This window comes from Pseudomonas sp. JQ36 (assembly GCF_053851495.1).
Window position 1 is genome coordinate 2,740,798 of sequence record NZ_CM132642.1, and the last position, 18,437, is coordinate 2,759,234.

Sequence of the window (18,437 nt, forward strand, 5' to 3'; positions counted from 1 at the left end):
GATATTCGCCGATTGGCCCTTGAATTCGGCTGCGTGTTTGTCACCACCAAACCGAAGCTGAAGGCTCGCACTGCTACCGCCCCATTTACCCCAAATGGCGGAGGGCACGCAGCATGATCAAGTACAAAATCGACAACCGCACCCTGCAGTTGCTCAACGCCCAGGTCAACCTTAGCGAGACGTTCAACCACGTCCTCCGGACAGCGCCCAAGCGTGATTGCCTGGCGTTCCGTCTCAAGGTCGAACGCGGCACAACGGAGAGTACCTTCGTCGTTGAACTGGGTAGCGAACGCCATACGCTGACCCTGCAGAACGACAAGAAAACGCACCTCAAGCTGGCCGACTTCATCGAAGAAATTGCCAACGGCCCATTCGACGCAAGCAACACCAGTGACCTGGTGCAGCGCCCGCATGCCAGCCGCGAATACGGCCGCTTCGAAGTCTGGGACAAACAACGCGTTTTCGAATTGGTACGTACCGGCGGCGTGCTGAGCCTCGACATGGGCTTCGACTATCCCCTACAGGTCGCGCTGCACCGCACGCAATCGCGTTCAGGCGTCACCACCATCCTGAGCATAGGCAACAAAAGCCCGCACACCCGCTGCTTCACCGCGTACGGGACCGATGTCGAGATCTACGGCAAGGTCACCGAGTCCATCAACCACCTCGCTGCAGCGGCCACCCCAGCCGCGCACGCGGCATAAGGTGGGCGCCATGGAACGCAATCTCGCCCAAGCCGCAGCCCAGCTCGGTATCACCCGGCCAAAGCTCATCGCTCGCATGCGGGAAAAAGGCCTGCTCAACAAGAAAAACCTACCGGCTTACCCCAATCGTGACCGTGACTACCTGCGCATCAAGGACGGCCAGTGGTACCACGACCAGCTCGGCATGCAGTACTGCCGGTCGACCAAGGTGAAACAACCCGGCATCCGCTGGCTGGCCGAACAGTTGGGCATCGACCTGCCTGCCATTCCGGCAGCCCCCCGTGACGTGGCCTAGGGATTACGCCCGCCAGATCATCGCCATGCGGACACGAGAGGAGCGCAACACCGCGCTCCTCGAAGTGCCCGAACATCTGCGCGAGCTGACCAAACGGCACTGCCTGAACGCCTGGATCCACCCGGCCAGAAAACAACGCAAGGAGGTCCAACAAAGCCATGAGTAATACAGCCCAAAACACGCTGCGCCTACACCCGGCTCCGGAGTCAGCCACCGTCGAACTGCTCTACCGCATCTTCGGCGACGTCCTGATCCCGCTGGAGAAAGTGCGCGAGCAGTACTTCCGCAACCTCAACGAGCAATCCTTCGTCGCCGAGATAAGCAGCGGCCGCATCCAGCTCCCCATCACCACGCTAGACACCAGCCGCAAGGCACCGAAGTACGCCCACATCCGCCACGTCGCCTCACTGATCGACATCCGCGCCTACAAGGCCGACGAAGACATGCAGAGACAGCAGGAAGAAACCACCGAGTAACACCTGAAACCGAACGGCTGCCACCACCAGCCAATGAAACCACCAGGAGCACACCACATGACTGCAGTTCAGATCTGCGCACTGATAGCAATCGCCCTTACAGCGGGCGCCCTCTACTGGATCGCCTACAGGGACGGCTTCAAAAGCGGCTGCACCGACAGCTATTCAGAGGGTTACAGCGAGGGCCATGAAGACGGGGGCATCGTCGGGTTTGAAGACGGAATGGAGGAAGGTAAAACCAGACAGCATCATGAGAACTGGGAAGCGATGAAAAAATTGGAAGATTCTACCTACGACGCTCGTGACCAATACAAGCAGCTTTACGCCCATTACGAGCGAGCCCTCGCTGCGTCAAAACTGGGTGAACAAGAACGACTGATCCTACTGGAAATCGCTGAGAAACTTCGGATCGCCTCTGAGACGTTCAGCGCCTTTCGCACCGGCAAAAAACTGGAACGCGACACCCGCGCCCTGCGTGATCAGACGCTCGCCATCGCAGCGCTACTTGAGCCAGCAAATCAGGAGAGCGCCGCATGACCCTGACCTGCCCACAATCCAACACCCACCATAACCCGGCGCACGCCCCACCAGCGGCTGATGAACCAACGCGCAATCGAACCTCGGAGGAAAGCGGTATGCAAAAGGACCAGCAAAACACCCAATCCACGACCGCTTTGCTCCGCAAGGAAACCCGCGTCGACGCATTAGAAACAAACAGCCTCTGCTGCGCAGCAGCAGGCATTATTGCTCATTCCAGCAGCACCACCGAGGCGCTTATACCCCACGAAAAGCTGCGCGAGGCAGCCACACCCAAGGCAACGCTAATCGCTCCGGATCGCCCGCCCGCGCAGCTTGTTCAGGGGTATAAGCGTCCTTCATTGGAGGCCGCGTGAATGAGCTGGCTCTTTTCGCAGGCGCTGGTGGCGGAATACTCGGCGGCCACCTCCTCGGGTGGCGCACCGTTTGCGCCGCTGAGTGTGATGCCTACGCTGCACAGATTCTGGCGCAACGACAAACCGATGGACTGCTCCCGCTTGTCCCGATTTGGTCTGACGTGTGCAGTTTTGACAGACGACCATGGCAAGGCCTTGTTGACGTGGTTTCGGGAGGATTTCCTTGTCAGGACATCTCGGTTGCAGGCAATGGCCTGGGTATCCCCGGCGCCCGCTCCGGACTGTGGCGGCAGATGGCACGAATTACCGATGAGGTACGACCGCGCTACGTCGAACTGGAGAACTCACCATTGCTTGTGGGAAGAGGACTTGCCGTGGTGCTCGGTGACCTTGCCGGAATGGGGTATGACGCGCGATGGGGTGTTATCGGAGCGGCTGACCTCGGTGCCCCTCATCAGCGGGATCGGATCTGGCTCATCGCAGAAGACACGCGTCAGGCGGTGGCCAACACCGGTGGCGAGCATGGCAAAGGGATCCTCCCCTGCCGCACTGTTACGCCGATCAGGCGCCGACCGCTCGAACGATCGCCTGGATCACGCGGTGATGGCACTGGATGGTGGTCATCTGAACCCGGAATGGGCCGAGTGGCTGATGGGCTGGCCCATCGGGTGGACCGACTTAAGGCCATTGGCAATGGACAGGTTCCAGCGGTGGCTGCGAGCGCATTCAAATTACTCTCTGACAGACGATAACCAGGAGGTCGCATGAACACTCTTTTCCTGTTGATGGCCCAGTACAACGGGCAAGCGGTCATCCCCCTGGATCGCGTGTGTGCCGATTACATGAATTTGACCGTGGAAAAATTCAAACAGAAGCGCTTGGCCGGCGAGATCGATATTCCGGTGGTGCGCCTAGGCGCCAATAGCCAGAAGGCTGGGCTGGGCATCCACCTGAAGGACCTTTCTGACTACATCGACCGGCAGCGCGAAAAAGCAGCGAAGGAGCAAAACCAGCTCATGGGTAGAGCGATGTACTAAGGGGCGAATGCCCCTTTTTCAGGCTTTAAACAACCGAAGTTGATTGTTGATCGCTGATTATGAAAGAGAAAATTGCTGTATTTTTTTTCTAACCCATGTGCCTCAGCCCACGAATAAATTTCATCATATTTAGCTTTCGCAGAATTGTACTTTGCTTGATCGTCGCCGCAGTTTGGCTTTGCATTTAAATTGACACCCAAAGCGGAAAACTCAGACATGAGCATCTGGAGTTTTTCCTCTGCAGCCTTATTGATCTGCGCCTTGCTAATAGATTGCTGCTCCACCATGAGTAGGGCCGAAACTTTCTCCTGCTCAAGCTCTTTGGCCTTGAGCTGAGCAGTTTTTTCGACATTCATTGACTCAGTATGCGTTACTAGAAACTCACGTTTTTGCAGCTCCAACTCCCGCTTGAACTGGGCCTCAACGACACTAAGCTTCTCTTTCTCGAAAGCTACCTTTTGCGCATCGAGATCCTTGTAGCCGTTCCAGAGAAACAACGCGCCGCCAGCGAATAGTGTCGCCATGCAAAGCACAGCCGCGCTGTAACGCCTCGCCACAAGATAAATACCTTTTAAGTCCATCAAACAACCACTCGCTCAAATGCTGAAATTTATGCACATAAAACCTAGGCTATGACTCTATCCAGCCATTTCCACATGGAGTACCGATTCCCTCTCCCGCGCAAATGCGTGTATCGCCGAAGTGAATTCCAATCCCGATGCCCGGATACGCTCGATACTCTGGGAATGTCCCAGTCCATCTCGAACAGGCGACTCACGCCTTCATGCCTTAGATCATGGAAGTGCAGATCCTCAATACCCAGCAGCGGACACGCCCGCGTGAACGACGCGGATACCGACTTGGAATTGTACGGAAATATCTCCCGCTCTGTCCTGGGCATGCTCTGCAGGATCGCCCACGCCTCATCGGGCAAATGGCACCACACATCGTTGCCGATCTTCTGTCCGGGGTTCTTCATGTCTCGCACTAGGACGGCCTGCCGGGACTCGTCGAGATCATCCCAGCGGATCCGCGTGATCTCCTCCTGCCGGCGCGTCGAGAAGAGAGCAAACGCAACCATCTTCGGCATGTTGATCGACTCAGGCCGACGTACCTGCATCTCGAAAAAATGCGCCATCAACCTGTCCAACTCGTCGAGCGTGGGCCGACGGTTCCGCTCCTTGCTTTTGCTCACCATCCCGAGCTTTCGCAATACCTTGCGCGCGTCCGGCATGGCCAGAGGATCGACTTCATAGCCCCACGCCGGTCGCGCCACGGACAGCACCGCCCCCAGGTGCGAGAGATCATTGCCAACCGTCTGCGCCTGGACGCCGCCGCCTTCCTTGCCCATCCGCCACTGTGCAAACTCCACCAGCTTCTGGCTGGTCAGGGCCGAGTCGTCTAGGTCGCCCAACCAAGTATCCTTGATCGCCTTCAACGTCGCGTTCTTGGTCTTGCCCAGCGGCCGGATCTTCTCGTACTCGTCCAGGTACTGCTCGATCATCTTCCTGATCGTCACACCCTTACGGTTTGCACGCTCAATCGCACCAGGCTCAGCCAGCTCCGTCTCACGCCGTTTGATCCAAGCCTGCGCGACCTGCTTTCGGTCGAAGGTTTGGCTTTCCTGATAAACTGTGCGCCCGTCCCGATTGATCCGTATCTGCGCCGTGTAGGCCGTCGAGTTGTCCTTGCGCTTGCGTGATGTGATCGTGCCCATTTCCAGTTGCTACATTGCCGATTTCGCTTGCTACATTGTAGCAACCGACTTCAGAAAACAAGGAAAAATGGGTAAAAACCGCTGTATAAAAGATCAGTATGAATGAATTTCGAAAAACCTGAAGTGCCCGTAAATACTAGTTATAACCGTTCCGAGCCCTCTCGCCGCTTCAGTGTGGCTCCGATGATGGATTGGACTGATAGGCATTGCAGATACTTCCTACGCCTCCTGTCGAAGAATGCCCTGCTCTACACCGAAATGGTCACCACCGGCGCCCTCCTTAACGGCGATCACGAACGTTTCCTCCGTCACAACGAAGCCGAGCACCCGCTGGCGCTGCAGTTGGGTGGCAGCGTCCCGCTTGATCTGGCCGCGTGCGCGCGCATGGCGCAGGAGCATGGTTACGACGAGGTGAACCTTAATGTTGGCTGCCCGAGTGATCGGGTGCAGAACAATATGATCGGTGCGTGCCTGATGGGGCATCCGCAGTTGGTGGCGGATTGTGTGAAGGCGATGCGCGATGCGGTGTCGATTCCGGTGACGGTGAAGCATCGGATCGGGATCAATGGGCGGGACAGTTACGCCGAGTTGTGTGATTTCGTCGGGACGGTGCGGGATGCCGGGTGTACCAGTTTTACCGTGCATGCGCGGATTGCGATTCTGGAGGGGTTGTCGCCGAAGGAGAATCGCGACATTCCGCCGTTGCGCTATGACGTGGCGGCGCAGTTGAAGGCGGATTTTCCGGAGCTGGAGATTGTGCTGAACGGCGGGATCAAGACGATGGAGGCCTGCCATGAGCATTTGCAGACTTTTGACGGTGTGATGCTCGGGCGTGAGGCTTATCACAATCCGTATTTGCTGGCGGAGGTCGATCAGCAGTTGTTCGGCAGCAGCGCGCCGGTGATCAGCCGTGCCGAGGCGCTGGCGCAGTTGCGGCCTTATATTGCCGAGCATTTGCAGGCGGGCGGTGCGATGCATCACATCACCCGGCATGTGTTGGGGCTGGGTACCGGGTTCCCGGGGGCGCGTAAGTTCCGTCAGTTGTTGTCGGTGGATATTCACAAGGCCAAGGATCCGCTGGCGTTGCTGGATCAGGCTGGCGAGTTGCTTGAAGGCCGTTGATTGATGGTTTGACTGTGCGGGCAACGAATGAGCGTTGCCCGGAATTTTGCTGTGCTGACAGGATGTCTTTTGTTTATGCCCGCGTTTCGCTGTGTTTCGTTCAAGCGTTTTATCCTCCTCACTTTAATCTCGACTATCTCCTCTAGCGCCTTCGCCTCCTGCGACTTTGTGAAGGGGTGTGGTAAGGGGGATGGTGGCCCTTTCGAGTCGACTCAGCTTTCCGGCTTTCTGTTTTTCACGGCGACGGTGGCCTCGTTCGATGCGACCTCGGATGCGTCCAGACTCAAGAAACGTGTTTACTCGCCAGAGGAAATCGAAGCGGCGCGCTATTACCTCGCCAGCGAGGGCATGCTGCAAGCCGCGTATTTCACATCAGCCTTGCAGCGCTACCGCCAAGAATTGCCCGACTCGGCGTTGAACGACCTCGCGGTTGCTACATTGATCAGCAGTCAGTGATCAGACCGCTGCCTCCGTCCAGTTCACCCAGCCAAACACCCACGTCGCCAGAATCAACAAGCCAAACGCGATCCGATACCAGGCGAACGCCGCATAACTGTGGTTGGCGATGAATTTGAGCAGGCCGCGCACGGCGATCATGGCGAAGATGAAGGCGATGACAAAACCGAGTGCGAACACTGGCAGGTCGCCAGCCTGGAACAGGTCGCGGTATTTGTAGCCGGAGTACACCGCGGCGCCGACCATGGTCGGCATGGCGAGGAAAAACGAGAACTCTGTGGCGGCTTTCCGGGACAAGCCGAACAATAAACCGCCGATGATGGTCGAGCCGGAGCGTGACGTGCCGGGAATCATTGCCAGGCATTGTACGAAGCCGATTTTCAACGCGTCTGACCAGCGCATGTCGTCGACGTGATCGACGCTCACCACGTGGCTGCGCTGTTCGGCCCACAACATGACGATGCCGCCCACCACCAAGGCCATGGCCACAGTGATCGGGTTAAACAGGTATTGATGAATTTTGTCAGCGAACAGTACGCCGAGGACCACTGCCGGCAGGAAAGCTATCAGCAGGTTGAGGGTGAAACGCTGCGCATTGCGTTGGGTGGGCAGACCTTTGACGATGTCGAAGATCTTCGGGCGAAACTCCCAGACCACAGCCAGGATCGCCCCCAGTTGAATAATGATGTTGAACGCCATTGCGCGTTCGCCGCCGAACTCCAGCAGGTCGGCGACGATGATCTGGTGGCCGGTACTGGAGATCGGCAAAAACTCGGTCAGGCCTTCTACCGCGCCCAAAATCAACACCTGGATAAAGGTCCAGAAATCCATTAATCCTCCGTCAGAGCGCTCGTGATGAGCGACCGGTCAACTGTATTCAGGAATTGAGTATCTGAAGTTAAACAATCGGTATAAAGCGACACCCATTGCCTGATCAGGCGACGGAGAATATGTCTTATCAAAAGACACACTCAAGCCATGTTAATAAACGTCCGCCTACGAACTACACGAAAAATATTTAGGGCTATAGTAGAAAAAAGTTCGATTGGCCAATAAAGTGTGATCCAGCTCACATTGTCTCAGGATCGTCCACAGTGGCAATTGGACATGAATAAAGCCGTGGCCATAGATTCAAAATAGTGGCACAATTCCACATCGCCATCATGTAACGACTAGTTCACAACCCCGAGAAAATCAACTAAAAGCTTGAAATGCTTAATTATTGTTAGAAAACTCGGGAGCCACGTCTAAAAATCGCGTGAATGTTACCAATTGTCAGTCACAGATGAGAACCGGTGCTTTAACATCCCGATGTCAGCACCTAATTCGAGTCAAAGCATGATGCTCTCAGGGAACTTGGCGACTAGAAGTCCGCGCCCGACAAACGACGTACCCGGTGTTCTTACTCTGGGTCGTACCCGTGGCGTGGCCGAACATTTCAGGGCGCTGATCGCAAAGCACGTACGCACTGATATGGTACTTGAGGCGGGTTCGTACACTAGTTCCTATAACGATGAACTTTCCGGTTCGTATCGTGCCATCTTCGTCGTTATCGACAGTCCGCAAGCGCTGGAAGACAATCTTGCGCTGATCGAAAACCTGCGCAGCGACAACTTGAAGCCAATTATCTGCGCAGTCATTACCGGTCGCGGCGCGTTCAACAAGATCAAGTACTTCCTGGCCGGGGCCGACTTCTGTATCAAACTCAATACCCTTTCCGACGAGGGCGACGAGTTGCTCGGTGAGTTCTTCAACAGTGAAGAATGGCAGCGGGATATCAATCTGACACTCGACCCGACGCGCATCTGCCTGCTGGGCGGCGCCAGCCAGAAACTCGACATCTCGTTTGCCGAAATGAAGATCCTGGAAGCCTTTGCGCAGACCAGTAATCACATTCTCAGCCATGATGAAATCGCCAGCATCATGGGGCTCAATACCAATTTCTACGATCCGAGGGCGCTGGAAAAATCCATCAGCCGCTTGCGTGGAAAAATCAAGGACATGTATGGTACCAATGCGATTCAGAGTATCCGCGGCTACGGCTATCGCCTGATGCGGGGTCTGATATCGACTGCCTGACTCTCGGGCAGCCATCCTCTTTGCATAATCACGAAGGATCGTCATATGCAACCATACAGCTCAAGTTGTACTTCAAATCTACTAATAATCAAGCCATTGAATGAGCACGGCTACACCGAACCATAACAATAAACTTAACAACATAGCAGCAGAACGAGTGGAACTTATCGAGGCCATTTTGGGCCCAGACCCTGCCTGTCGGTTACTTCCAAGGAAGTCATTGCTCGCCTGCCGATTTACCTTTTCGCCCATTTTGGTGCAAATTTTAGGAGAGAGACATGGAAACTAGTACAACCCTCCCAAGAAAATATTTTGTCGTCGTGACCAACAGTACAACGTCGCAGCGTGAACTTGAGAGCATTCTGTCCAGCGAGCGCTTCAATTCGTTTGGCACGTCTCAGGCACAAATGTTTATTGAAGGTGCTACTTCGCCCTCTTCCGCTCCCATGCTGATGGAGTTCTCTTACCCAAGCGGCGCCCGGAAAAACGTCGCCCGTACGATTGAACACGATACCCAGCGCATACTGGCCACCCTCGAGTCGGAATGGCTCGCAGCACAATCGGCCAATCCGTTTCACCAAGTACCGACGATGAGCGCGGACGCCAGCCACCAGACTTCAGCCAATGAAGACGGCGCTCCCTGCAGCGAGACCTGGCATCTGGACAACGATCAAGGCGCGCTGGTGAAGGAAGGCGTCGAAATCAGTCTTACCGGGCTTGAAACCGCGCTGGTGCGCAAAATGCTCCATCACGAAGAACGCGTGGTCAGTCGAGACGACCTGATCCTCAGCATCGGCCGCGAGCCGGAGCAGTATCGTGGCCTGGAAATGTGCCTGAGTCGCCTGCAGGACAAGTTCAAAAACGCGAGTAATGGTGAGCGATTGTTCCGTGCCGTAAGAAACCGCGGTTATTGCCTCATTCAGGAAATCGTTGCGTAAGTACCGCCGATATCCGCGAACAAACAAACAGAAACAGTGCGATTACAAAAACAACAAGAGCACTCTGTTTGGCTTCACCTCTCCTGGTAAATTCAAGCTCCCTGCCTCCACCCCTCCTACAGTAACAAACACAACATAATTTATTCACCCCCTGCTCTGCGACCTTTTCTAACAGCCTTGTATTTGATTATTAAAAAGTTGGCACTGTGCCATCTTGTTAGAACTCGTCAGACACCCTCTCCAGCAATAACTTAGTCTATTGATTGACGACAGTTCGGCCTATCGACGTTGTTACCTCAGGACACTCGTCCAATAACAACAACAAGCCTATCTAGCAACTCGGACTTCAACTGTCGAAACCTGAATGGACGTATTTCTGGGGATATCTCATGGAACTTTCTCTACGAATCAATCGAAATAACGGCCTCAAGGGACTTACCTTCTGGGGCCAATGGGCATTGGCGCAGGCTTTCATTGTTGCGTTGTTATTCATACTCGCTGAACGGCAGACGGGGACCGTCGAGTTTTATTACCGCATGTGCGCGACACTGGCGGTACTGGCCTCGGTGCCGGCGTATACGTTCAGCGGCGTGTATCGCAAGCAGGACAATTACCTGACCGGGCTTGGACGTTTGTTCATGGGCTGGTCGATGACCATGGTGGCGCTGGCCGGCATCGCGTTCGTGTGCAAGGCCGACGAAGTGTTCTCCCGAGAGGTGACGCTGAGCTGGGCGGTCTACGGCTTCCTCGGTCAGGCGTTGATGTACGCGCCACTGCATGCCTTTTCCAAGTACTACCAGCGTTCCCGCACCAGCGCGCAGAAGACCCTGATCGTCGGCACTGGCGAGCTGGCTCTGGGTCTGGCGAAGAAGATCAGTCAGGTGGAAAACCTGCCGCTGGTGGGTTTGGTCAGCAATGGCGCGAAGCCGAACCTGGATTCGGATGCGCCGCGTGTGGTCGGTGATCAGGAAGATTTGCTCAAGCTGATCAAAGACCATGACATCCGCCGGTTGTACATCACCCTGCCGCTGGCCGAAGCCGCGAAAATCGAAGCGATGTACGTCGATTTGCTCGGCGCCAACGTCGATGTGGTCTGGGTGCCGGACTTGAACAGTCTGACCCTGCTCAACCACTCGGTGAAGGTGGTGGATGGTCTGCCGGCGATCTGCCTCAACGAAAGCCCGCTGACCAGCCGCCCTACTGCTGCGCTGAGCAAGAGTCTGGTGGAAAAAGGCGTGGCGCTGCTGGCGATTATCCTGTTGAGCCCGGTGCTGCTGCTGATTGCGTTGGCGGTGAAGATCAATTCGCCGGGGCCGGTGTTCTTCAAGCAGGATCGTCACGGCTGGAACGGCAAGGTGATTCAGGTCTGGAAATTCCGCTCGATGCGCGTGCACGATGACCGCGAAGTGGTTCAGGCCAGCCGCAATGACTCGCGCATTACTGCGGTTGGCCGCTTCATCCGCCGCACCTCGCTGGATGAGTTGCCGCAGTTGTTCAACGTGCTGCAGGGGCAAATGGCCCTGGTCGGCCCACGTCCGCACGCTGTAGCGCACAACCACTACTACTCGGGGAAAATCCTCGCGTACATGGCCCGCCACCGAATCAAACCGGGCATCACCGGGCTGGCGCAAATCAGCGGCTGCCGTGGCGAGACCGACACCATCGACAAGATGCAGCGTCGGGTGGAGATGGACCTGCATTACATCAACAACTGGTCGTTGTGGCTGGATCTGAAGATCCTGGTGAAGACGCCGTTTACGTTGTTGTCGAAAGATATTTATTGATGGGCTGGTGACAAGCCAGGCGATAGCGCAAGGGGACGAAAGTCCCCTTTTTTGTGCGTGGGATTTGCTGGTGGGTCAGGCTGTTGCGAGGGTGACAGTGCCGCCGCCTTCGCGGGCAAGCTGAACTGGTCAAGTAATCTTGGACACTGATTAAGGTTTCACGCCGCCAACTTCTCCTTGGCGACTGGTGACCGATAGTCGTTGTAGCTATGTGGCCTGGTGATGTTGTAGCGCGATACATAGCGCTGCACATCCGCTCGGGCCTCGTGTTCCGATCCGTAGCCTGCTTCTGGCACCCACTCTGATTTCAAACTTCCAAAGAAACGCTCCATCGCAGCGTTGTCCCAGCATTCGCCTTTACGGCTCATGCTCTGCCGGAGTCCATGTTCCAGCAGTTCATTTCTGAATTTATGGCTGGTGTACTGGCAACCTTGGTCGGAGTGAAACAGTACGTCTTTTGGGCGACCGCGTAGTTCAATCGCCATCCGCAGGGCTTCGCAGGTCAGCGTGGCATCGGAGATCATCGAAAACGACCAGCCCACGATCCGGCGAGCGAACAAGTCCAGAACCGCCGCGAAATACAGCCAGCGCTTGCCGACTTTGATGTACGTCACGTCCCCACACCACACCTGATTGACCGCCGTAACATCAAACTTGCGTTTGAGCACATGCGGTGCCACCAACGCTTCCACGCCGGGTGACTTGTACTTATGGCGCCGGCGTTGACGGCTGACAATGCCTGCTTCTCGCATCAAGCTGCGAGCCATGAACCGCCCGACATCATGCCCGCCGGCTTGCAGCTGTTTAGCCAAGGTACGAGCGCCCGCAGACTCTCTCGACGCCTTGTGGTGCTTGACCAGCATGGCCTTGAGCTGCTCTCGCTTAGGGCTCACTTTGCCTTGGCGCTGACGCCATGCGTAAAAGCTACTGCGGTTTATTCCGAACACACGACAGCAATCGTTAACGCCGTACTGCTCGCCCAGCTCACAGATCAACGAGAGTGATCTTTGGCGTCCAAAAGCAGGAGAGCACTGGCCTTTTTTAGGATTTCGATATCCCGATCTTTTTGCCTGAGCAAGGCTTTAAGTTCCTGAATCTCTCGCTGATCCGCGGTGATCGCCTTGGCTCCCACCGGAGTCGAGCCCAAGCGTTCCTTGCGAACCTGATCGACCCAGCGGCGTAAGGCCGTAGGGCCAATATCCAAACTGGCACAGACCTCGGGAACCGACTGCCCCTCGTCCAGCACCATGCTGGCAGCCTTGAGTTTGAACTCACTTGAATAAGATTTACGCATATCCAAACACCTCAGATTTGGGCGCCATCATAGCGCCCGATTGAGGTGTCCAAAATCATTAGGCCAGTTCAAGCCCGCTCCCACAGGGGATCTCGGTATGGATCGGGTATGTGCCTCACCACAAAACACTGTGGGAGCTTGCCTGCAAGCGATAGCGGTGGGTCAGGCAGCACAGGTGTTGAACGTGCCGCCGCCTTCGCGAGCAAGCCCGCTCCCACAGGGATCTCGGTATGGATCGGGATATGTGCCTCACCACAAAACACTGTGGGAGCGTGGCTTGCCCGCGAAAGCGGTGGGTCAGGCGACAGAGATGTTGAATGTGCAGACGCCTTCGCGGGCAAGCCCGCTCCCACAGGGATCTCGGTATGGATCGGGATATGTGCCTCACCACAAAACACTGTGGGAGCGTGGCTTGCCCGCGAAAGCGGTGGGTCAGGCAGCACAGATGTTGAATGTGCCGACGCCTTCGCGAGCAAGCCCGCTCCCACGGAATCTCGGTATGGATCGGGATATGTGCCTCACCACAAAACACTGTGGGAGCGTGGCTTGCCCGCGAAAGCGGTGGGTCAGGCGACAGAGATCTTGAACGTGCCGACGCCTTCGCGAGCAAGCCCGCTCCCACGGAATCTCGGTATGGATCGGGATATGTGCCTCACCACAAAACACTGTGGGAGCGTGGCTTGCCCGCGAAAGCGGTAGGTCAGGCGACAGAGATGTTGAACGTGCCGACGCCTTCGCGGGCAAGCCCGCTCCCACGGGGGATCTCGGTATGGATCGGGATATGTGCCTCACCACAAAACACTGTGGGAGCGTGGCTTGCCCGCGAAAGCGGTGGGTCAGGCAGCACATGTGTTGAATGTGCCGCCGCCTTCGCGAGCAAGCCCGCTCCCACGGGGGATCTCGGTATCGATCAGAATTTGTGGTCTCCCACAGATCCTTGGGAGGTTACTCGGTAATCTTCGAGAAGTTGCGATAGAACATGTCACCCTCGCGGCTATCGGTCATTGAGTGCAGCTGGAAGCTGCGATTGAGCCTCGCGCCGCCGTCACGGGTCAGCGGAGCCCAGACCAGGTTGGCGCGGCGCATGGTCGACATGCTCATCATTTCGTCGAACGGGATCGACAGGTAGATGCCCTTGTCGAAACTACCCTCCCCGTACTCGGCGCTGCCGGCGGTAGTGATTGTCGCCCAGGCGCCGAAACGCACGCCATTGAAGAACTCGCGGGAGATGTCGAGTGTGCCGCCCCAGTCGCCGGCCAGATAACGACCCACGCTGACCGCAGCCAGCGTGTCGTACGGCAAATCGGTATAGCCGGTGATGTGCCCGGTCCAGACCGAGTAGTCGCGCAGGCCGAAACCCTGGTCGAACTCGCGCTGACGCACGTAGTTCAGATCCGCCCCGACCGACCAGCGCTCACCGGTCGGCCGGAACAGCACCTCACCGCCGACGCCGGCAAACATCGACTCCAGATAGCCGCCGTAGACCATGCCATACAGGTCCTTGTCCAACTGCTCGGCATGACTGACCTGGAACAACGGCATGGTCACTTCCGAGGTGGTCAGGTATTGACGCAAATCAGTACGCACCCGCGGCAGACCGCTCGGCGCGTCGTAGGTGAACTTGTCGAAGTTGTTCACCAGGTTGGCACTGAGCAAACCGTTCCACCAGGTGTTGCGGTTGAAGCGGTACTCCGCGTCCGCGTCGGCACTGAACTGATAGAGCAAGCCATCCGGGCCGCCGACGTTCTGTTTGAAGCCCAGGCCGACGCCATAATTGAAGTGCTGCGGCGCTTCGCTGTAGAGGGTTTTCTCGTTGTGCGGCATCGCCGGGTTGATCTCGGTGGTGCGGTGCAGCGACTCCAGCGGCTCCTCGTTGTTGATCACTTCGCGGAAGGTCTGGCGTGGCACGCTGGTCTCTTCCAGCGGCAGGTCATAGCGCTTGTTGACCACGGTGAACCAGTTGATGTCGTCGTTCACGCTGTTGTCGAGAATCCGGCTCGCGCGACCAACGGCCTTCGACGAATGGAAGTAGCGCTGCTGCTCGCCGTACACGATCAACTCGGAATCACGCTGGCTGATGCGCTCGACCTTGTACCCGGCATTCTGCTGCAGGCGTTGCGACACGTCGGCCCAGTTGACCTGTTCCATCGGTGTGGTCGGCATCTTCGCCGGCAGCGGCTCCGGCGTCGGATCGTAGGTCTTGGCCGGCGCCTTGCGGCTGACGAAATTGGTGTGGAAGGTGATGCCGAACATCGCCGTGTTGCCCCGCTCCCACGCCGCGCTGACGTCTACCGAATCAGCCACCTTGAACACCGCGCCGAAGTTGATCGGCGAGTCCTGCTTGATCACGTTGTCCTTCGGCTCGTGCTTGTAATCGTTGCCTTCGTATTCGAGCTTCAGACTGAGTCGATCCCACGGCGTCTGGTAGCTCACACCACCGAAGAACGACGGCCGACCGCGAAAGTACGAGCCGGAGTTGACGTCACCGGTACCTTCGAGAGCCGGCCGGGTGTCGAAGCGATCACTGACGTAGCCCAGCGGGTTGTCGAGATCACCGCGATTCCCGAGATAACCCCAGGCAATGCCGGCGCTGAAATCGAAATTGTCGAAGCGCTTGTTGGCGACGAAGAACTCACTGGAGAACAAGCCCGTACCACCGATGTCTCGGAAGCCCAGCGCGACTTCCGGAGCCCAGTGGCTTTCCTGCCACAGCCGGACTTTGGCGTCGACCGCCTTGTCCTTGTAGCTCTGGCTGCCACTCAGCGCCTCGGAGCCGTACGGCCGGTTGGTGATCGCGGTGTAACGGAACGAACCTTCGAGCCAGTCCAGTGGCTGCAACGACACACTGTAGCGGCTGTAAGGCTCGGTGCGGTTGGCGTTGACGCTCAGCTCGCCGGCCGGGGCCATGCGCGCGGTCGGGGTCTGCAACAGACCGGTGCCGCCGAAATCATTTTGGGTAATACGCGGTTCGGCATGCACCAGACCGCACGGCAACAACAACACAGCTGCAAAACGTAACTTCAACGAACCACCTCAGCCAGCTGCGTGGCAATCAATTCGGCCAACTGCTGATTCAGTTCAGGAACAGGCGGATCCAGATCATCGTTTTTCACCGGCACCAGAATCTTGCTGCCGGCCACGGGGAACTGCCCGCTCTCGCGATTCCAATGCGCAATGCCCACACGTCGCACCGCACCATTGGGCTGGATCAGCCACAGGTAATCGGCCTCGGCATCGTCCAGCGGCGTGCAGCTTTCCAGATACTCACGCGCTTCCAGCAGGGGCTGATAAGGCAGGTGGCAGGTCTCGGCGACCGCGCCCAACACTTGCACCTCGTCGACCCGTTTCGGGTAGATCAGCCGATCGCCATCGTCCAGACGAATGTTGCGCGCGAAACCGACTTCCACCGCGACCGGATCGAGGTCCGCGACCTGACGCCCGGTGACCGGCATCTGCCGCACCTGCTCGGCCAGGCGCAGCGCCAGCGCCGCGCGACTCGGGCGGTCAAACAACGAGGCCATGCGCTGCAACACATCGAGATCAAACAACACCCCGGCCTTGAGTCGGGCCTGTTCTTCCAGCAACGACTGACGCAGCAACACGCCGGCCAGCCAGTAACCCTCGGCATTCGGCACCGCCACGCTGATCACGTCGAGCAAGCGTCCGCCCGGCGGCAACTCCACCGGCCCCGGATTGGCCACATCACCACTGACCGTGACCGCTGCCTGACTGACGCCGCTGAGTAACAGCAAACCCGCCGATAACATTCGTAAGCGCTTCACGGCAGATGCCTGCGATCAGGGGTCAGTTGCACGATGCGCACACGCATTTGCGTGGTCAGTTGCTGCTCGCTCTGCAGGATGAAACCGTCCAGCGGATCGACCCAGTAATGGTTGGTCGCGCGCAGGCCAATGGCCGGGACGTCGATACGTTCGTCGACACGCAGCACGGTGTATTCCTTGTCGAGAATTTGCAGGGTTTGCGTGGATCGACGGGAGAACCGGCTGTTGACGATCAAACCGATTTCCTGGCCCTTGTACAGGTCGATCCAGCGCTGACTGGTGAAGCCATCGGCGACTTGATGCAGGCCGCGCTTGAACGGCGCGTTGTCGGCCAGCCGCGTACCGTCCAGGTCGCCCTCCACACCGAGGCCGATGGTGCGCACGGCAAGGCCGTCACGCAGCAGCAACACCTGTTTGCCGGAAGCGACCCAGAACTGCAGGTCTTCACGCTCGCGCACCAGCGCCAGCACCCCGGAGCCGGACGGCGTGGTCAGTTTGACTTGCGGGTACTTGACCTCGGCCACCTGGGCCGCGCTCACGTCCAGCTCATCCGGGCCGAGCACCGCCGACTTGAGGTTGCGCACCGAGGCGGTCATCAGTGGGTTACAGCCACACAACATCAAGGCCGCCATCAGGCAGACGCCAACTTTCAAGGTTTTCACAGTCGGCCTTATTTGCTGTTGTTACTGTATTCGCTCCAGTTCTTCGCAGCGGAAGCCCCGGTCCCGACAATCGATGCCGACGGCACCAGTTGGCTGATGAAGCGGTTCCAGCGCGTGACGTTGGCCGGGCCGACGTACACCACATCCTGCGGACGCACTTCAAAGTGCGAAGCGAGTGCCATGGCGGTCGGCGACTGGGCTTCCAGTTGATAGATCTTCGCCGGCTCGACATCAAGGTTTTCCACCCCGCGAATCACGTACACCGCGTTGCCGTTGGAGGTGGTCTGACTCAGACCGCCGACCGAACCGAGCACGTCGGACAGGTTCATCGTCGCGGTCTTGAAGCTCAGCGCACGCGGCTGATTGACCTCACCCATGACGTAGATGCGCTTGTTGTCGTTGTACGGCAGGTACAACTGATCGCCGCCCTTGAGGAAGACGTGCTGCAACTCGGAATCCTGCTGGTTGAGCGAGTCGAGATTGAGCGGATACACCCGGCCATTGCGGGTCAGCAGCAGGCCCGAAAGGTCGGCGTTATTGGTGTCGATGCCGGCAGTGCCGAGGGCCTCGACCACGCTCAGCGGGTTGGTGGAAATCGGCTGCGGACCAGCCTTGGCCACGGCGCCGGAAACCACCACTTTCTGACTGGCGAAACGCAGCACCGCGACATCCACCTGCGGCTCGGCGATGAACGCCGACAGGCGGGATTCGATGTCCGAGCGCAATTGTTGAATAGTCTTGCCGGCCGCCTGCACTTCCTTGATGAACGGGTAGTACAGCGTGCCATCGGAGCGCACCAGTCGACCGTTGGCGTCGATCTGCTGTTGTGCCCCCGATGGCGCGGTCAACTCCGGGTGATCCCAGACCGTGATGTACAGCACATCGTTGCTGCCGATGCGGTATTCGGCAGGCGTGGCCAACAGCTCCGCCGGCACCGTCTCACGCTTCTGCGTGGCGCGGGTCATCGAGATCAGCTTGGGCGTGATCGGGATCAGCTCGACCCGACTGCTTTCACTGGCGCCCTGGCGCGTGATGTCGACGGTGCTCAGGTATTGGCCGGGGGAAAACATGCAACCTTGCAAAGCGATACTTGCCAACAGCAAAAGAGAAAAACTACGAGTCATAATGGCACTACGCTATTCAAGGGCGAATCTAAAAATAAAGTCACCCGACTTGCGTCGGGCGACCCTGTACTGCA

Annotated in this window: 21 protein-coding genes; 12 read left to right on the plus strand and 9 right to left on the minus strand. The window is 57.6% G+C overall.

What is annotated here, in order from left to right; genetic code table 11:
- The first annotated feature begins 113 nt into the window (after nucleotides 1-113).
- From ACS4NR_RS12215 to ACS4NR_RS12245, 7 genes are all read left to right on the plus strand, one after another.
- Nucleotides 114-704: a hypothetical protein gene (locus ACS4NR_RS12215; RefSeq protein WP_456020238.1), complete on the plus strand. Its 591-nt coding sequence runs from the start codon at nucleotides 114-116 to the stop codon at nucleotides 702-704.
- 10 nt (nucleotides 705-714) lie between these two features.
- Nucleotides 715-999, plus strand: coding sequence for a phage antirepressor KilAC domain-containing protein (locus ACS4NR_RS12220; protein WP_456020239.1), 285 nt, complete (start codon nucleotides 715-717; stop codon nucleotides 997-999).
- A gap of 158 nt (nucleotides 1,000-1,157) precedes the next feature.
- Nucleotides 1,158-1,475, plus strand: a complete 318-nt coding sequence (locus tag ACS4NR_RS12225; protein WP_456020240.1) for a pyocin activator PrtN family protein — start codon at nucleotides 1,158-1,160, stop codon at nucleotides 1,473-1,475.
- 57 nt (nucleotides 1,476-1,532) lie between these two features.
- Nucleotides 1,533-2,012: a hypothetical protein gene (locus ACS4NR_RS12230; RefSeq protein WP_456020241.1), complete on the plus strand. Its 480-nt coding sequence runs from the start codon at nucleotides 1,533-1,535 to the stop codon at nucleotides 2,010-2,012.
- Nucleotides 2,009-2,368, plus strand: coding sequence for a hypothetical protein (locus tag ACS4NR_RS12235; RefSeq protein ID WP_456020242.1), 360 nt, complete (start codon nucleotides 2,009-2,011; stop codon nucleotides 2,366-2,368). Before ACS4NR_RS12230 ends, ACS4NR_RS12235 begins: the two co-directional genes overlap by 4 nt.
- On the plus strand, nucleotides 2,365-3,120 hold the full coding sequence (locus ACS4NR_RS12240) for a DNA cytosine methyltransferase (protein ID WP_456020243.1): 756 nt from the start codon (nucleotides 2,365-2,367) through the stop codon (nucleotides 3,118-3,120). The genes ACS4NR_RS12235 and ACS4NR_RS12240 overlap by 4 nt, the downstream gene beginning before the upstream one ends.
- A gap of 12 nt (nucleotides 3,121-3,132) precedes the next feature.
- Entirely contained in the window at nucleotides 3,133-3,405 is a 273-nt protein-coding gene (locus ACS4NR_RS12245; protein ID WP_150369257.1) for a pyocin activator PrtN family protein, read from the plus strand.
- On the opposite strand, the gene ACS4NR_RS12250 is transcribed toward ACS4NR_RS12245, so the two are convergent.
- Both ACS4NR_RS12250 and ACS4NR_RS12255 read right to left on the minus strand, forming a co-directional pair.
- Complete coding sequence (locus tag ACS4NR_RS12250) at nucleotides 3,402-3,986, minus strand: hypothetical protein (protein WP_456020244.1); 585 nt, start codon at nucleotides 3,984-3,986, stop codon at nucleotides 3,402-3,404. The genes ACS4NR_RS12245 and ACS4NR_RS12250 overlap by 4 nt on opposite strands.
- Nucleotides 3,987-4,030: 44 nt before the next feature.
- Nucleotides 4,031-5,122 carry a site-specific integrase gene (locus ACS4NR_RS12255; protein WP_456020245.1) on the minus strand — a complete coding sequence of 364 codons (1,092 nt, stop codon included), beginning with the start codon at nucleotides 5,120-5,122 and terminating at the stop codon, nucleotides 4,031-4,033.
- A gap of 102 nt (nucleotides 5,123-5,224) precedes the next feature.
- Here ACS4NR_RS12255 and dusA point away from each other — a divergent pair, with 102 nt between their 5' ends.
- Both dusA and ACS4NR_RS12265 read left to right on the plus strand, forming a co-directional pair.
- Entirely contained in the window at nucleotides 5,225-6,244 is a 1,020-nt protein-coding gene (dusA, locus tag ACS4NR_RS12260; protein WP_456020246.1) for a tRNA dihydrouridine(20/20a) synthase DusA, read from the plus strand.
- A gap of 75 nt (nucleotides 6,245-6,319) precedes the next feature.
- The gene (locus ACS4NR_RS12265) at nucleotides 6,320-6,700 is read left to right on the plus strand and encodes a DUF2388 domain-containing protein (RefSeq protein ID WP_456020247.1); all 381 of its coding nucleotides are present in this window, start codon (nucleotides 6,320-6,322) and stop codon (nucleotides 6,698-6,700) included.
- Here the strand turns inward: ACS4NR_RS12265 and ACS4NR_RS12270 are convergent, their stop codons facing one another.
- A complete protein-coding gene (locus ACS4NR_RS12270) occupies nucleotides 6,701-7,531 on the minus strand; it encodes an undecaprenyl-diphosphate phosphatase (protein WP_456020248.1) in 831 nt (276 codons plus the stop codon).
- A gap of 507 nt (nucleotides 7,532-8,038) precedes the next feature.
- Here ACS4NR_RS12270 and ACS4NR_RS12275 point away from each other — a divergent pair.
- From ACS4NR_RS12275 to ACS4NR_RS12285, 3 genes are all read left to right on the plus strand, one after another.
- Nucleotides 8,039-8,779 (plus strand): winged helix-turn-helix domain-containing protein, encoded by a 741-nt coding sequence (locus ACS4NR_RS12275; RefSeq protein WP_443536121.1) that lies wholly within the window; start codon nucleotides 8,039-8,041, stop codon nucleotides 8,777-8,779.
- A gap of 278 nt (nucleotides 8,780-9,057) precedes the next feature.
- Nucleotides 9,058-9,717, plus strand: coding sequence for a winged helix-turn-helix domain-containing protein (locus ACS4NR_RS12280; protein WP_253149643.1), 660 nt, complete (start codon nucleotides 9,058-9,060; stop codon nucleotides 9,715-9,717).
- Nucleotides 9,718-10,106: 389 nt separating this feature from the next.
- Complete coding sequence (locus ACS4NR_RS12285; RefSeq protein WP_456020249.1) at nucleotides 10,107-11,501, plus strand: undecaprenyl-phosphate glucose phosphotransferase; 1,395 nt, start codon at nucleotides 10,107-10,109, stop codon at nucleotides 11,499-11,501.
- Nucleotides 11,502-11,659: 158 nt separating this feature from the next.
- Here the strand turns inward: ACS4NR_RS12285 and ACS4NR_RS12290 are convergent, their stop codons facing one another.
- The 6 genes from ACS4NR_RS12290 to ACS4NR_RS12315 all read right to left on the minus strand — a co-directional run bounded on the left by ACS4NR_RS12290 (nucleotide 11,660) and on the right by ACS4NR_RS12315 (nucleotide 18,363).
- The gene (locus tag ACS4NR_RS12290; RefSeq protein ID WP_256584971.1) at nucleotides 11,660-12,496 is read right to left on the minus strand and encodes an IS3 family transposase; all 837 of its coding nucleotides are present in this window, start codon (nucleotides 12,494-12,496) and stop codon (nucleotides 11,660-11,662) included.
- Nucleotides 12,493-12,795: a transposase gene (locus ACS4NR_RS12295; protein ID WP_225595758.1), complete on the minus strand. Its 303-nt coding sequence runs from the start codon at nucleotides 12,793-12,795 to the stop codon at nucleotides 12,493-12,495. The genes ACS4NR_RS12290 and ACS4NR_RS12295 overlap by 4 nt, the downstream gene beginning before the upstream one ends.
- Before the next feature lie 945 nt (nucleotides 12,796-13,740).
- On the minus strand, nucleotides 13,741-15,819 hold the full coding sequence (locus ACS4NR_RS12300; protein WP_027611486.1) for a YjbH domain-containing protein: 2,079 nt from the start codon (nucleotides 15,817-15,819) through the stop codon (nucleotides 13,741-13,743).
- Nucleotides 15,816-16,577, minus strand: a complete 762-nt coding sequence (locus ACS4NR_RS12305) for a capsule biosynthesis GfcC family protein (protein ID WP_456020250.1) — start codon at nucleotides 16,575-16,577, stop codon at nucleotides 15,816-15,818. Before ACS4NR_RS12305 ends, ACS4NR_RS12300 begins: the two co-directional genes overlap by 4 nt.
- On the minus strand, nucleotides 16,574-17,239 hold the full coding sequence (locus tag ACS4NR_RS12310; RefSeq protein WP_456020251.1) for a YjbF family lipoprotein: 666 nt from the start codon (nucleotides 17,237-17,239) through the stop codon (nucleotides 16,574-16,576). The genes ACS4NR_RS12305 and ACS4NR_RS12310 overlap by 4 nt, the downstream gene beginning before the upstream one ends.
- Before the next feature lie 8 nt (nucleotides 17,240-17,247).
- A complete protein-coding gene (locus ACS4NR_RS12315) occupies nucleotides 17,248-18,363 on the minus strand; it encodes a polysaccharide biosynthesis/export family protein (RefSeq protein WP_456020252.1) in 1,116 nt (371 codons plus the stop codon).
- Nucleotides 18,364-18,437: the final 74 nt, after the last annotated feature.

Excerpts from the sequence above, each read along its gene's own strand:
- ACS4NR_RS12215 (WP_456020238.1), top strand. The coding sequence starts at position 114 with ATGATCAAGTACAAAATCGACAACCGCACCCTGCAGTTGCTCAACGCC.
- ACS4NR_RS12220 (WP_456020239.1), top strand. The coding sequence starts at position 715 with ATGGAACGCAATCTCGCCCAAGCCGCAGCCCAGCTCGGTATCACCCGG.
- ACS4NR_RS12225 (WP_456020240.1), top strand. The coding sequence starts at position 1,158 with ATGAGTAATACAGCCCAAAACACGCTGCGCCTACACCCGGCTCCGGAG.
- ACS4NR_RS12230 (WP_456020241.1), top strand. The coding sequence starts at position 1,533 with ATGACTGCAGTTCAGATCTGCGCACTGATAGCAATCGCCCTTACAGCG.
- ACS4NR_RS12235 (WP_456020242.1), top strand. The coding sequence starts at position 2,009 with ATGACCCTGACCTGCCCACAATCCAACACCCACCATAACCCGGCGCAC.
- ACS4NR_RS12245 (WP_150369257.1), top strand. The coding sequence starts at position 3,133 with ATGAACACTCTTTTCCTGTTGATGGCCCAGTACAACGGGCAAGCGGTC.
- ACS4NR_RS12250 (WP_456020244.1), bottom strand. The coding sequence starts at position 3,986 with ATGGACTTAAAAGGTATTTATCTTGTGGCGAGGCGTTACAGCGCGGCT.
- ACS4NR_RS12255 (WP_456020245.1), bottom strand. The coding sequence starts at position 5,122 with ATGGGCACGATCACATCACGCAAGCGCAAGGACAACTCGACGGCCTAC.
- dusA (WP_456020246.1), top strand. The coding sequence starts at position 5,225 with ATGAATTTCGAAAAACCTGAAGTGCCCGTAAATACTAGTTATAACCGT.
- ACS4NR_RS12265 (WP_456020247.1), top strand. The coding sequence starts at position 6,320 with ATGCCCGCGTTTCGCTGTGTTTCGTTCAAGCGTTTTATCCTCCTCACT.
- ACS4NR_RS12270 (WP_456020248.1), bottom strand. The coding sequence starts at position 7,531 with ATGGATTTCTGGACCTTTATCCAGGTGTTGATTTTGGGCGCGGTAGAA.
- ACS4NR_RS12275 (WP_443536121.1), top strand. The coding sequence starts at position 8,039 with ATGATGCTCTCAGGGAACTTGGCGACTAGAAGTCCGCGCCCGACAAAC.
- ACS4NR_RS12280 (WP_253149643.1), top strand. The coding sequence starts at position 9,058 with ATGGAAACTAGTACAACCCTCCCAAGAAAATATTTTGTCGTCGTGACC.
- ACS4NR_RS12285 (WP_456020249.1), top strand. The coding sequence starts at position 10,107 with ATGGAACTTTCTCTACGAATCAATCGAAATAACGGCCTCAAGGGACTT.
- ACS4NR_RS12295 (WP_225595758.1), bottom strand. The coding sequence starts at position 12,795 with ATGCGTAAATCTTATTCAAGTGAGTTCAAACTCAAGGCTGCCAGCATG.
- ACS4NR_RS12315 (WP_456020252.1), bottom strand. The coding sequence starts at position 18,363 with ATGACTCGTAGTTTTTCTCTTTTGCTGTTGGCAAGTATCGCTTTGCAA.